The organism is Mucilaginibacter sp. JRF (assembly GCF_015223065.1).
GTDB lineage: Bacteria > Bacteroidota > Bacteroidia > Sphingobacteriales > Sphingobacteriaceae > Mucilaginibacter.
The window spans coordinates 178,425-192,193 of the sequence record NZ_JADFBY010000001.1 but is presented as its reverse complement, the minus strand read 5'-3'; the positions used below and the strand labels follow the sequence as shown (position 1 = coordinate 192,193).

Sequence of the window (13,769 nt, the reverse complement as noted above, 5' to 3'; positions counted from 1 at the left end):
TGTGCCGGCTATGATGTTTATAATTGTGATGGTAAAAATATTAATTATATACCCATACTAACGTATTAATACATAATTAATTAAACACTATAGTAGTAACCGAACGCGCCTTTAAACCCACTGCGCCCTTTACCTGCTGCACTGCCGATGCCTTCAGATCATCAGCCGCCGAGGTGGTGTAGGTACGGTATGTTTTTGCCCCTTTCAGGTTACTTAAATTCAGTTTTAAAGCGGTTGGCTTTTCGGTGTAGTTGATGGCCACAACTACCAGCTTGCTTTTGCCACCGGTATATGCCGATACCATAACATCCTGCGCCTGCTTGTACAGGTCAAGGCCATCATTACGATCAACCTGTACCCTTTTCATTTCCGGACGGATGAACAGGCTGTAGTTGCCCATGGCCCACAGGTTTTTGGTGATAGCAAATTCGCCATCGGTATACTCCTTATTGGGTTGCAGGGCTATGAGATAGTAACGGGTATCAAACTCGGCATTACCCGGCTCGTACGAGTTCCATAAATGCCAGGCCGAAGCATTGCCTACTGTCAGGTCGTGATGTATAATTTTGGCCAAAAACAGGGCGCAATCAATAGCGCTGCGCTTGGCTTTGGTGCCCTCCCTAAAACCATCAGCCAGCATAGAGTATTCAGATTGCCAGTATTCCAATCCATATTTTTTAGCGGTGTCGGCTACGTTTTTGCGCACGTTTACAATGCTGCTATCGCCACTATCGGTAAAATAGCTGTGCCCGGCTACTACAGGCGGTACAAATTTCAGCTTACTTATGCTCAGCTTTGAGGTATCGGTATACAATTGCTGTATTTGTCTTGATGATGCCGTTTTGCCTCCGTACAGGTAAGTAAGCATACCCGCCTCGGTAGTTAATATTTTGGTTGATAGCTTGTTTTTATCCAGTTCGGTATTCAGCGAGCTGATCACGCGGTGTATTTCGGTATTCGTCCACGGGCTGCCCTCCTGGCTGGCCTTACCCGGCGGGTTCGACCAATCCCACTGCGGCTCATTTACCGGACTAATGTAGCTGAAATGCAAACCCTCCTTATCAAAGTGCTTGATCACCTCGGTTAAAAAAGCGGTATAGGCATCATATTTATCTTCTTTCAGGTTTGATATGTAATCCTTTTCCGTTTTAAAACCACAGCCGTTTTTAGTGAACTGCACCGGCGGCGTATTTGAAAAAGCGATCAAATTTTCAACGCCGTAGCTTTTAGCCTTACGCAAAAACCATTGATAGCCCGCCTGTTTATTCCAATCATATTTTCCATCGGGCGATAAAAAGCTTTCCACCCTTTTCCTGAAATCAACAATACCGCTACTGTCGCCCTGCTCTGTTGTGCCGCCGCCAATATTAAAGCGCCATGCTGAAAGACCAATGCCTTTAGGATTACCCTGCGCATCAACCTCACGACTAAACAGCAATTCGGCTATCTTTTCGCGCTTGGCGGCAGGCCAGTATTTACCTATACCTTCAGAGAACCAGCATCCCGAAGCGCCAATATTGTGTACGGTTTGGGCGGTGTTCTTTCCGTTGATAGTTATGGTAAGCTGCTTTTCGGCAGTTTGCGCCCGTGCGGTAAAAGCCGTGCCGCATACAAACAGGGCCGCGAGGGTTAGGGTATTGATCTTCATGGTATCAGAGGGGGTATTTGTTTTTAGGTGATGTTATTGTTTTTTTACGGTTACCGGCTTTATTCCGTTATGCGTAGGTACAACTTGTTTAATGGTGCCGTCGGCATTAAAGTACATCCTGTCAATACAAACCTCACGGTTATAGCCGGCGGCATCGCCCATGGTAATACCTTTGGGGTAGTTAAAGCGGTGATAAACCATATACCATTCGTCCGTACCCGGAATTTGAATAACCGAGTTATGACCTGTACCATAAATGCCCTGCGCAACATCCTTCTTCAATATCAGGCTGTTTTGGGGGATGGTTATTTCGCCCAGTGGAGAATCGGATACACCATAAGCAACCCTATAGTCAGGGCTACGAGTATCATCCTCCGACCACATAAAGTAATATTTACCCTCGCGATAGAACACATAAGTGCCCTCACGGTAATCCTTACCCGGCTTTAATACCTTGGTAGTGCCTGGTTTCAGCGATACCATATCGTCATTCAGCTCGGCACCGGCCATGTAGCCATTGCCCCAGTACAGGTAGCTTTTACCTGTTTTAGGATCGGTAAATACGTCAGGGTCAATCTGCTGTCCATCTTTCACGCCATCCGGAAAAGCATCTATCAGCGGCTTGCCCGAATCAACAAATGGCCCCGCCGGATCATCGGCCACGGCCACCCCTATCTTTTGCGCGGCGCAGAAATAATAGTAGTATTTATAAGCGCCGTTCACTTTCTTCTCGATGATGCAAGGCGCCCAGGCATTGCGCTTGGCCCATGTTATATCTTTTTGCAGATCGATAATTACGCCTTCGTCTTTCCAGTTCACCAGATCGGGCGATGAAAAGGTTTTAAAATACTTGCCCGACCATCCCGTAAAGCCATCACTGGTGGGGTACAGGTAAAACTTGCCTGTTTTTTCGGCATACAATATATCCGGATCGGCATAATAGCCTGCCAGTACTGGGTTGTGGTTTTCAACAGCGCTTACTTTGTATTTTACAGGTGTTTTGCCTTTTATACTAACGGTAAATTCTTTTGCTCCTGTTGACAGATCAGCTACCTTTGGCGTAACCGTTATACCCGGAAATATGGCGAACTGCGGATTGAACGCTTTTAACGATGTACCTGGTTTTACAGCTAACTCCAATACTTTCGCAACGGTATCTAACTTAGTATTGATGGTTTTAAGCGCAGGGTTAGCGGCCGATAATACCACATCATCAGCGCTCATCCATTTTGCGGATAGTCTTTGAGCTTCGGCATCTGTGATAGGCATTACGGTACCGTGGCGCGGGTGAAAATTCATGCTCACATCGCCATCCACCACCTTGAACGTTTTAAAATCGGTGCTTTTGGTGAACTGGTAGCGGCCGCTGGCATATACATCGTACATTAAAATATAGCCGCTGCCATCATTCAGCTTAAACACGCCCGAACCTTCAACCGGCTCCTTGGTTTGCTGTACATCAACGCTTTGCAATTTATAGCCTTCGGTTAATTTGGTTGATGTGGCTATGTTGATGCCCAGGTTGGCGCCCTCGGTTTTGTAGAACAGGTAAAACAAGCCATCCTTATTCACTATCTCACCATCAATGCACGAGCCTTTGTCGGGACTAAAGAACAATTGTTTCGGTTCGGTTTCCAGATCGGTAAAGGCGGCGTTGGCATAAGCGTAGTAAATAATATCGCGCCCTTTCATGCCATGTTTCATCGACCAGTAGATCATGTACTTACCCTTAGCAGCATCGTAAATGGTTTGCGGCGCCCAAACACGCATCAGGCTATCATTACCCTTAAAACGCTTTTGTATGTTCACAACTGATGATGACCAGTTAACCAGATCGGTTGATTTGAGCAGCACCATAGCACGGTTCGAGTCCCAGCCTTTGTCCGACATCATATCGGTAACCACCATATAAAATGTTTTGCCATCGGCGGCACGCATGATATGCGGATCGCGCACACCACCGGCCTCGCTTATTTTGGCCGAGCTGAGTATAGGCTCATCATGGTTTAATGCCCGGTAGTGATACCCATCATTACTTATAGCGAAATGTATGGCTTCCTCGTTTTTTTGATTGCCGGTGAAGTAGGCAAACAGGTAAGCCGAATATTTTTGAGCGGATTTTTTCGGCTGTGTATAACACGGGCTAAATCCGATGGAAAAAATAAGTGTTAAATTTACAATTCTAAAAAAGGACGTGTTTTTTGACATTATATTCAGGAATTTGGTCTATACTTCCGAAAGTTTGAAGTTAATACTTTCATTGAAGTTTCAAATCCTAAATGATAAAATATTTATCAACCATCTATAAAATAGGTGGCGATTGAACACTTATTAAAGGAAAAGGCGCATCAGGCAACCTGATCATTTAACGGATACAGCTTCATTACGGTTGTATCCACAACAGGTTCACCGGCCAGTGCCTCAAACCGTTGGCGGGTAGCAAACAGATCGTTATCTAATTTTTGCAGTTGGGTATGTAAGTTGGCAAGGCCTGCCTTGTATTGGTTTAAATTAGCCCGGTGCTTATCAGCCTGTGCCTTTAGCCGGTTCATCGCGTCACGTAAAAGTTCAGTATTCACAACACAAATATTTATTGTGAGGGATGAAGCAAATTCTATTCCAATACTCTATTAATAGGCATATATTTTTAATGGTGTATTTGTATGTAACGACTCCTTAAACAATTCATTCAAATTCATACACGTTGCTTCCATCATACCCGGCCGATCTTGAAAAGCATCACTATCATACAAACATATTTCACTTAAAAAACCTGTTTCGCTGTCGTACAAATCCAAAAACTTTTGTTTTCCATCATACATTTCCAATATTGGCTTTTCTTCTCTATTCAATGCAGGGCAGAGTACATTGTCTATAAAATATACAACCTGTACCAAATCATTAGGGTTGAAATGTCCAATTGGATCATCATATTCTATACCAGTTGTAGACAAATCTCTTTCTCTCCGATACAAAAATTCAGGTTGAGTAGCATTAAATAATTTTTCTGCTAAGATTAAATCCTGTGACTTAGCGTAATACATAATCAGACCATACGTACCAAAATCAATATGCATACTCAAGTCTGGATTTAATTCAAATACTTTTCTTCGTGCCATTTCTCCCCTACCCTTTTTTATGATGACGATGGTGTTTGGTCAGTTCCATCTTGGTTTGGTGGTTCTCGTTAGCCGCGTCAATGGAGTGTGTACACAAAATATCGTCCTCTTTTTCGGCCAGATCTGACAGTTGCTCGTAAAATTTATGCAGCTTATTCAGTTCGTCCTCGCTCAAATCCTCAATATCAACCATACGGTTGCTGGCACCCTGGTGCGAGGCTATCAGTTCGTTCAGCTTAAGGTGTATAGCTTTTGAATCCTTGTTCTGCGATTTCTGTATCAAAAAAACCATCAGGAAGGTAATAATGGTAGTACCCGTATTGATCACCAGCTGCCACGTATCCGAATAGCCGAATATCGGCCCCGTTATACCCCAAACCACTATCACCCCAAATGCGATAATAAACGCGGCCGAGCTGCCGGTAGCGGCGGTTGCCCAATTGGCAAAGCGCTCAAACATATTCCTATTTTTTCCTGCTGGCATAATATTTAAAACAAGTAGTTTATAAACTAAAAAAGAGCGCCAGGGTTTAAACCGGCGCTCTTTTTATATCTGTTGTAAAGCGTATTATAATTTGCTTGTCGCGTCGATACAGTTAAGATCGCCAAAGGCAACAGTTAACCTTTTTACAAAGTTCTCCTCAGCCTTACGTAACCAAACGCGCGGATCGTAGAATTTTTTGTTCGGAGAATCATCACCTTCAGGGTTACCTATCTGGCCTTGCAGGTAAGCTTCTTTTGATTGGTAGAAATCTTTAATACCTTCCCAAAAAGCCCATTGCATATCGGTATCAATATTCATTTTGATAGCACCGTATGAGATAGCCTCGCGGATCTCCTCCTGGCTTGAACCTGAACCACCGTGGAATACGAAGTTGATAGGTTTTTCGGCAGCGATACCGTGTTTCTTTTTCAGGAATTCCTGAGAGTTGTGCAGGATAACCGGTTGTAATTTTACGTTACCCGGTTTATAAACGCCATGCACGTTACCAAAGGCAGCCGCAACAGTAAAGCGGTGGCTAACTTTTGATAGTTCTTCATAAGCGTAAGCTACTTCCTCTGGCTGAGTATATAAGCGTGAGCTATCAACATCGCTGTTATCAACACCATCTTCCTCACCACCGGTTACACCAAGCTCAATTTCAACTGTCATACCCATTTTGGCCATGCGCTCAAGGTATTTAGCTGAAATTTCGATATTCTCCTCGATAGGCTCCTCAGATAGATCGAGCATGTGCGATGAGAACAATGGTTTACCTGTTTCGGCAAAGAATTTTTCGCCGTGCTCTAACAAACCGTCAATCCATGGTAACAGTTTTTTAGCAGCGTGGTCGGTATGCAAAATAACCGCTACGCCGTAGTGCTCGGCAAGCAGGTGTACGTGCTTAGCTGCCGATACGGCACCTAAAATGCAAGCCTGTAGTTTTGAATTATCTAATGATTTACCGGCGTAGAACTGCGCACCGCCGTTTGAAAGCTGAATAATAACAGGTGAATTTACCGCTTTAGCCGTTTCCATAACAGCGTTTACAGTGTTTGTACCTATAACGTTTACCGCAGGTAAAGCAAACTGGTGCTTTTTAGCTGCCTCAAATAGCTCCTGCACCTGATCGCCGTGCAGAACGCCTTTGTAATCTTTTAAACTCATTAATTATTTAACGTTTGGTTTGGGCTCCGAAGATATAAAATTAAACTTGTTATATGATGTAATTAGCTTAATTATATGCTGTTTTTTATAAACATAGTGTAATTACTACACCTATATAATATCAGCCCTTGAAAACTCAATTTATTAGAAACAATTAAGTAAGCTATTTTTTTTGTTTCTTTGCATCACATTGACAGACACAGAAAACGATATGGCGTGGTTTAAACGAGAAATCAAGGGGATAATTACGACTACTCAGGAAAAGAAAGAAGCACCGGATGGTATCTGGAATAAATGCCCTGAGTGTAAAAAACCCCTTCATTATTCGGAGCAAGTTGAGAACCAGTATGTTTGCCACTATTGCGGCTATCATCTGCGTATCGGCTCAAAAGAATATTTTTCAATTTTATTTGATAACAACGAATTTACTGAACTATTTGGCAACCTGCGTTCGGGCGACCCTCTGCACTTTGAGGATACCAAGAAATATACCGATCGCTTAAAGGAAACCACTAAAAAAACAGGCCTTACTGATGCCTTGCGCTCAGGCTATGGTAAAATTGACGGGCAGGACATTGTGATCGCTTGTATGGATTTTAACTTTATAGGTGGCTCAATGGGTTCGGTAGTGGGTGAAAAGATAGCCCGTTCTATCGATTATTGCATCCAGCATAAAATGCCTTTCCTGCTGATATCAAAATCAGGCGGCGCGCGCATGATGGAGGCCGCTTTCTCGCTAATGCAAATGGCTAAAACATCGGCCAAGCTGGCGTTGCTGAGCCAGGCTAAATTGCCGTTCATCTCTTTGTTGACCGATCCTACCACAGGTGGTGTTACTGCATCATACGCTATGCTGGGCGATATCAACATTGCCGAGCCGGGCTCGCTGATAGGTTTTGCAGGCCCAAGAGTTATTAAGGAAACTATCAAAAAGGATCTGCCTAAAGGCTTCCAAACGGCGGAGTTTGTTCAGGAACACGGCTTCCTCGACTTTATTGTTGACCGCCGCGAAATGAAAGAAAAACTGGCATCATTCATTAAAATGCTTGCCCCGGCAGCTTAATTGCCAACAAATAATATTCTATACAAAAGAGGCTGCTCAATTAATGGGCAGCCTCTTTTGTTTGGTGTTATATCAGCTTTTGCAGGTTTAACCTTAGCCGTTATAAGCCGGATCAAACTCTACAATCCATTCAATACCATATTTATCCCTGAACATGGCGGCATAGGTACCCCAGGGGCTGTCGCCGATAGAGCCTTCCACTTCTCCGCCTGCTGATAATCCGTTAAATATTTTATCCGCTTCCTCACGGCTTTCAGCGCTCACATATATTTTCGAGCGGTTCTCGTTTTCGTTCACCGTCCCCATAAACGCCGGTACGTCATTAGCTATCAGCACATTGTTTTTACCAAGCGGCAAGCCGATGTACATTATTTTATCAGCCTCATCATCGGGTACCTGAAACTCGGCACTGGCTAAATCCTTAAAACGGGTGACTTTAGTAAACTCGCCGCCAAAAACTGATCGGTAAAAGTTGAACGCTTCTTCGGCATTGCCGTTAAAGTTGATCCAGGGATTAATTGCTCTCATGGTGTTTATTTTAAAATTGATTAATACTTGTTATGATAAAGTGGCTAATAATTCTTCCAGGTTTTTCAAGGTCATGGTGAAACCGATCTTGAAGCCTTCCAATAGTTTCTCCAAACGCTCAAACGATTCGTTATAGATAACAATATCAACCCGGGTGATGCCATTCTCCTCGCTAAAATTATAGTCCCAGTCCGAACCGGGCAGCTCTCTGTTCTCATCCTTATCGGCAAAGGTATTGTACATCTTAAAATTGGTTTTCGGAATAATAGAAGTGAATTCCTGTACCGACCAGCGCTCCTGCCCATCGGGGCTTATCATCGCGTAAAACCTGCGCCCTCCTTCCTTAAAATCCATATACTTGGTTTGGGCACGCATGGGCGCGGGCGCTCCCCATTGGTCAAGCAGTTCAGGCTTGGTAAAGGCATCCCACACCAAATCAAGCCCGGCATTAAATTCTCTGGTGATGCATACCGTTTTGGCGGCCTTGTCAACATTAAAATCAAATAACAGATCGTTGTTCATTTTTTGGGTTCTTTAATGGTTGATAATAGTTTGTCGAGTTGGTTGAACTGAGTTTGCCAGTTTTGCCTGAATTGAGCTAACCAGTGGTCAAACTCCTGCATTTTTTGCGCGTTAAAATGATAGTATATCTCCCTGCCCGAGTGTTCGGGCTTGATCAGCTCACATTCGTGCAATACCTTAATATGTTTTGATACCGCCTGTCGGGTCATATCAAATTTTTCGGCCATTAGGTTCGGCGTCATGGCCTGTACTGCAAGTAAGGTTAATATGGCCCGGCGTGTAGGATCGGCTATGGCCTGGAATATATCCTGTTTCATTTTACTAATACAAATAAGCAACCTTCAGGTTGCAAATATATTCGCAACTTTTGAGTTGCGCAAATTTATTTGCAATTATTTTATTGAAAATGAATACAATGGATTTATTATCTGCTACTGCATAGCTTCATCCAACAGGTAAAGTATCGATTCATAATCCTCCCCTACAGCGTGCGACATGGCCATTTCACAGGTTTTAGTGGATGAATAGTAGCCCTCGTATTGTTTCTGTTTAACCTCCAATGCTTCGGGCAAAGTGGCTGAGCTGGTTAGTTCGGGTACCAAAAAACCACGGTCGCCTGCCATACCACAGCAGCCCGCATGTACGGGTACATCAACATGGGCGGCATAGTGTTGCGCCAGCGCTGTAAACTTGCCCTGTGTATTCATTTTTTGCAGCGAGCATACCGGGTGCAGCACCACCGTACCCTTTTTGCTGATGTTTTGCTGCTTAGGCATCACCACATCGTGCAGGTAATCCACACAATCCAAAATGGTCATGCGGTCGAATTTCACCTTATTATCTTCGCTTAAATGGTGGCGCATATTTTTGATAGCGTAGGCGCATGAGCTTACATCTATCACCATTTTTATTTTGCCCTCATTGCTTGCCTGCCATATCCGCTCAATAAAAACATTGGCTATGTATTTATTGGCATCGGCATAACCTTTTGAGGAGAATATCTGGCTACAACAACTACCAAACACATTTTTAGGTATTGAAACCTTGATACCAGCTTTTTCAGATACGCTGATGAACGTATCCATCACGCTTTTTTTACCTGATACCCCGCTGCCCAGCATGCGCGATATACAGCTTGGGTAATAGATCACCTCGGCATCTTGCGGCGCCTTGTTCCGGCTTTGTTTTATCAGGCTTAAATTGGGTGGCGAGGCTAATTGCTCCGTCCATAAAGGCATGGCGGGTATTACACGTTTAAAGGCCGTAGTAAGTTTGGTCATGGCTTTAGCGCCAAATACCCTGTTTACCACACTGCCTGACGAGAGGGCGAAGCGTGCCGCGCCCATAACTATACCAAAGTTGCGGGCCACGGTAAGCGCTACCTTATTGGCCAAAGGCGAATGATTTTCACGGCGCAGGCGTTTGATCAACTCGCCGGTATTAATATCAACCGGGCAGGCTGTAGCGCAAAGTCCGTCGACCGCGCAGGTGTCCATACCATCGTACTGGTACTGGTCGAGCAGTATTTTATGGTTGGCGGCATCACCACTGAGCTCCATCTTTTTCAATTCCCTGCGGATAACTATCCTGCGGCGTGGCGTGGTAGTAAGGTTACGGCTGGGGCATTTGTGCTCGCAATAACCGCATTCAATACATTTATCAACCTCGTGCTCCACCGTTGGCAAAGGCTTTATATTTTTGATGTGTACGTTACGGTCGGCATTGATAATTACACCGGGGTTAAGCAGATTAGCCGGGTCAACGGCCTCTTTTATCTGCTTCATGATGGCGTATATGTCATCGCCCCACTCGGTTTGCACAAAGGGTGCCATGTTGCGGCCTGTGCCGTGCTCGGCCTTTAGCGCGCCATCATATTTATCAACCACCATAGTTACCACCTCCTGCATAAAGCTATCGTAGCGGGTAACCTCATCAGGCGAATTGAACTCCGGCGTTATCAGGAAGTGGATATTACCATCCCGAGCGTGCCCGAAGATGATGGCATTATTATATTCATACTTTTTAAACAGCGCTTGCAGATCAAGTATCGCATCGCCCAGCACAGGTACCGGAAAAGCTACATCCTCCAATATAACCGTCGATCCACTGGCCCGCACCGCTCCTACCGACGGGAACAGCCCTTTGCGTATCTTCCAGTAATATTCCAACTCCTGTAGGTTCGAGGTAAATACCGGGGCATGCAATAAAGCTAATGTTTCTACCTGTTGCAAAAAGTCGTTAACCTTTAGTTCGATCTCAGCATAGGTATCCTCCTGAAACTCCACCAGCAGGCACGAAGCCTGCTCGGGCAAACCTTTTATTACCGCAGGCAAATTAGGCATGTGCTCAATGGCATATAACGATGCCCTGTCCATCAGTTCAATAGCGCGGGCACCAGCATCATTAAGCGGCACAATGGCCTGGCACGCGGTATATATATCCGGAAAGTACAGCAACGCTGCCGATTTATAGGGATACTCAGGCACGGTATTCATCACCGTTTCGGCAATAAAGGCCAGTGTGCCCTCGGCACCAATCAGCAAATGGGCTAAAATATCTAAGGGGTGTTCATGGTCTATCAGCGCGTTAACGGCGTAGCCAACAGTGTTTTTTATCTGGTACTTGCCGCGTATCTTATTATACAGGTCAGTATCTGCCAATAACTTTTCGCGGGTATTTTTAAGCAGATGATAGAGCGGGTTACATTCCTGTTCAAAGCGACTGTAGTCAGCCTCCTGCTCAGTGCTGAAAACCTTACCATCAGGCAATACAAAACGGATATGCTTTACGGTATGATACGAGTTTTGCTTTACCCCGCAACACATTCCGCTTGAGTTATTGGAGAGGATGCCGCCCATCATGGCCGAGTTGATGCTCGCCGGGTCGGGGCCTATTTTCTTTTTATGTTTGCGCAGATAACTGTTCACCATACCGCCGGTTATGCCGGGCTGCACACGCACCTCGCTGCCATTATTTTCAATACTGATCTTATCCCAATGCTGACTCAGATCGACCAAAATACCATCCGTTATGGATTGCCCCGACAAGCTGGTACCGCCCGTACGAAACACCAACGGAATGTTGTTAGCGTGCGAGAATTTGAACAATTCAATAACCTCGCCGTCATTAACCGGTTGCACTACGGCCTGTGGCGTAAGGGTGTAAAACCCGGCATCCGAGGCGTATGAAACCAGATCGATCAACCTTGTTTTTACACGGTTAGCCGGCAATATGGCCTCAAGCTTATTTTGTATATCTACTATCACTTGCATTTACCTTACTAAGGTGAGATATATTTTTTGCAAAAGCCATACCCCGGCGTTTTTTGGAATAATTCCAAAAAACTTTAATTAATTTCTAATTAATTTACATCCAACAGCAATTTGTATCACCCGTGTTACAAAATATCATTTATTTATACTAAATACAGGTAATAATATATGTAATCAAGCATAAAATATTATCTATATTTATTGCATATAGTATTGTATATATTAAATTTAAATCTACCTTTATAGGTAAATAATTAAATTCCTAATTTAATTCAGACAATCGTCTATTTCAGTTGCCTGTATTTTAACCGATTCGTTCAGGTATGAAAAATAGTGTTTTACTAATTGAGAATGATGCGGCAATAGCTGATATTGTTGATTATATTTTAACCGAAGCCGGTTATAACGTAGTACAAACCCCTGCTTATCGTTACATCGAGGCGGTTAAAAACCTTAATCCGGGTTTAATATTGCTCGATTATTCATTAAGCGGTGATATTACCGGCGCTTCTATCTGCTCAAACATTAAAGCAAACAAAGCTACCGCTGATATTCCGGTGATCATTGTTTCGGCAGTGGTTGGCCTTGAAGAAATTGCCAAAGATTGCCAGGCCGATGATATTTTAACCAAGCCATTTGATATTGCCGATCTGGAAACGGTAGTCACCAAGTGGTTTAATAACGATCGTATTGCCAGTTAAGGCATCATATTCCTGTTCTTAACACCAAACCCTTCGCTCTTTTTTAAGTTGAGTATATTAGTCCGCAGATACACTACGAACAATGAAAATATACCAGCAACATATACGCCTTGCCGCCCGCAGGCGGGGTTTTCACCTCATAACTAACGATGTTTTACAAGCCCTGCCACAGCTTAGCGATATAAAGACCGGCATGTTGCAGGTTTTTATTCAGCATACATCGGCATCGCTTACCATAAATGAAAATGCCGACCCTACCGTGCGGATGGATTTTGAGATGTATTTTAACAAAGCCGTTCCCGAGAACGATCCGGATTATGAGCATGATTACGAAGGATCAGATGATATGCCAGCCCACCTGAAAGCCGCCATGCTGGGCAGTTCGGTAACTATACCCATAACCAATGGCCGGCCCGCGCTGGGCACCTGGCAAGGCATTTATTTGTGTGAACACCGCAACCACGGCGGCAACCGCACAGTGGTAATAACCGCCTGGGGCGTGTAAAACCTGACAATACGCTAACTATTGTTTGCCCGGTTATCCCTTAAATTTGTTTTATGAGAGTAGATATCTGGTCGGACATTGTTTATCCGTTTTGCTATATAGGTAAGCGCCGCTTTGAAAACGCCCTTACCGGTTTTGATGATAATGTAGAGATTGTTTGGCACAGCTACCAGTTAGACCCCGAAGCTAAATACGAGGAAGGCCAAACCGTTGATCAGTACCTATCAAAACGCAAAGGCTTCCCGCTCGAAAAGGCTAAGGAAATGAACGCCTATGTAACCGCGCAAGCTGCCGAACTGGGTTTAGATTATGATTTTGATACAGCCAAAATAGCCAACACGCTTGATGCCCACCGCTTACTGCATCTTGCAGCTAAACATGGTGTACAAAATGAGGTTAAGGAAGCCTTGCTTGCCGCCTACTTTACCCAGGGCCAAAACATAAGCGACACCGACACATTAGTAAAAATAGGCGAAAGCAACGGCCTTAACGCTGATGATATACGCCAGGCCTTAACTGCTGATAATTACAAACAAGAAGTTGAAGAAGACATAAATCACGCTCGCCAGATTGGTGTACAGGGTGTGCCTTTCTTTGTATTCAACAATAAATACGCGGTATCGGGCGCGCAACCTACCGAGTTGTTTAAACAGGTGCTTGATAAGGTTAAGAGCGAAGAAAAGCCACAGGTATTAAATGCCGACGGTGATTTTTGCGGCCCCGATGGTAATTGCTAAAGCTGACACTTTAATATATGAATGAG

The 13,769-nt window shown here is 44.2% G+C and carries 14 protein-coding genes; 4 read left to right on the top strand and 10 right to left on the bottom strand.

Annotated elements, in window-relative coordinates; all coding sequences use genetic code 11:
• Nucleotides 1–76: 76 nt before the first annotated feature.
• The 6 genes from IM792_RS00860 to fbaA all read right to left on the bottom strand — a co-directional run bounded on the left by IM792_RS00860 (nucleotide 77) and on the right by fbaA (nucleotide 6,415).
• A complete protein-coding gene (locus IM792_RS00860; RefSeq protein ID WP_194099790.1) occupies nucleotides 77–1,648 on the bottom strand; it encodes a glycoside hydrolase in 1,572 nt (523 codons plus the stop codon).
• A gap of 33 nt (nucleotides 1,649–1,681) precedes the next feature.
• Nucleotides 1,682–3,856 (bottom strand): family 43 glycosylhydrolase, encoded by a 2,175-nt coding sequence (locus IM792_RS00855; RefSeq protein ID WP_194099789.1) that lies wholly within the window; start codon nucleotides 3,854–3,856, stop codon nucleotides 1,682–1,684.
• A gap of 140 nt (nucleotides 3,857–3,996) precedes the next feature.
• A complete protein-coding gene (locus tag IM792_RS00850; protein WP_194099788.1) occupies nucleotides 3,997–4,227 on the bottom strand; it encodes a hypothetical protein in 231 nt (76 codons plus the stop codon).
• Between the two features lie 51 nt (nucleotides 4,228–4,278).
• Nucleotides 4,279–4,767 (bottom strand): hypothetical protein, encoded by a 489-nt coding sequence (locus IM792_RS00845; protein ID WP_194099787.1) that lies wholly within the window; start codon nucleotides 4,765–4,767, stop codon nucleotides 4,279–4,281.
• A gap of 7 nt (nucleotides 4,768–4,774) precedes the next feature.
• Entirely contained in the window at nucleotides 4,775–5,251 is a 477-nt protein-coding gene (locus tag IM792_RS00840; RefSeq protein WP_194099786.1) for a low affinity iron permease family protein, read from the bottom strand.
• 84 nt (nucleotides 5,252–5,335) lie between these two features.
• On the bottom strand, nucleotides 5,336–6,415 hold the full coding sequence (fbaA, locus tag IM792_RS00835; RefSeq protein WP_194099785.1) for a class II fructose-bisphosphate aldolase: 1,080 nt from the start codon (nucleotides 6,413–6,415) through the stop codon (nucleotides 5,336–5,338).
• A gap of 211 nt (nucleotides 6,416–6,626) precedes the next feature.
• Here fbaA and accD point away from each other — a divergent pair, with 211 nt between their 5' ends.
• Entirely contained in the window at nucleotides 6,627–7,478 is an 852-nt protein-coding gene (gene accD / locus IM792_RS00830; RefSeq protein ID WP_194099784.1) for an acetyl-CoA carboxylase, carboxyltransferase subunit beta, read from the top strand.
• Nucleotides 7,479–7,571: 93 nt separating this feature from the next.
• Here accD and IM792_RS00825 read toward each other — a convergent pair whose 3' ends face one another.
• From IM792_RS00825 to IM792_RS00810, 4 genes are all read right to left on the bottom strand, one after another.
• Nucleotides 7,572–8,006 carry a VOC family protein gene (locus IM792_RS00825; RefSeq protein WP_194099783.1) on the bottom strand — a complete coding sequence of 145 codons (435 nt, stop codon included), beginning with the start codon at nucleotides 8,004–8,006 and terminating at the stop codon, nucleotides 7,572–7,574.
• Between the two features lie 30 nt (nucleotides 8,007–8,036).
• On the bottom strand, nucleotides 8,037–8,528 hold the full coding sequence (locus tag IM792_RS00820) for an SRPBCC domain-containing protein (protein ID WP_194099782.1): 492 nt from the start codon (nucleotides 8,526–8,528) through the stop codon (nucleotides 8,037–8,039).
• Nucleotides 8,525–8,845, bottom strand: a complete 321-nt coding sequence (locus IM792_RS00815; protein WP_194099781.1) for a metalloregulator ArsR/SmtB family transcription factor — start codon at nucleotides 8,843–8,845, stop codon at nucleotides 8,525–8,527. The genes IM792_RS00820 and IM792_RS00815 overlap by 4 nt, the downstream gene beginning before the upstream one ends.
• A 114-nt stretch (nucleotides 8,846–8,959) precedes the next feature.
• Nucleotides 8,960–11,800, bottom strand: coding sequence for an FAD-binding and (Fe-S)-binding domain-containing protein (locus IM792_RS00810; RefSeq protein ID WP_194099780.1), 2,841 nt, complete (start codon nucleotides 11,798–11,800; stop codon nucleotides 8,960–8,962).
• A gap of 323 nt (nucleotides 11,801–12,123) precedes the next feature.
• Between IM792_RS00810 and IM792_RS00805 the strand changes: the two genes are divergently transcribed.
• The 3 genes from IM792_RS00805 (at nucleotide 12,124) to IM792_RS00795 (ending at nucleotide 13,743) form a co-directional block, all read left to right on the top strand.
• Complete coding sequence (locus tag IM792_RS00805) at nucleotides 12,124–12,501, top strand: response regulator (RefSeq protein WP_194099779.1); 378 nt, start codon at nucleotides 12,124–12,126, stop codon at nucleotides 12,499–12,501.
• A gap of 82 nt (nucleotides 12,502–12,583) precedes the next feature.
• Nucleotides 12,584–13,006: a secondary thiamine-phosphate synthase enzyme YjbQ gene (locus IM792_RS00800; RefSeq protein WP_194099778.1), complete on the top strand. Its 423-nt coding sequence runs from the start codon at nucleotides 12,584–12,586 to the stop codon at nucleotides 13,004–13,006.
• Between the two features lie 53 nt (nucleotides 13,007–13,059).
• A complete protein-coding gene (locus IM792_RS00795) occupies nucleotides 13,060–13,743 on the top strand; it encodes a DsbA family oxidoreductase (RefSeq protein ID WP_194099777.1) in 684 nt (227 codons plus the stop codon).
• Nucleotides 13,744–13,769 lie beyond the last annotated feature (26 nt).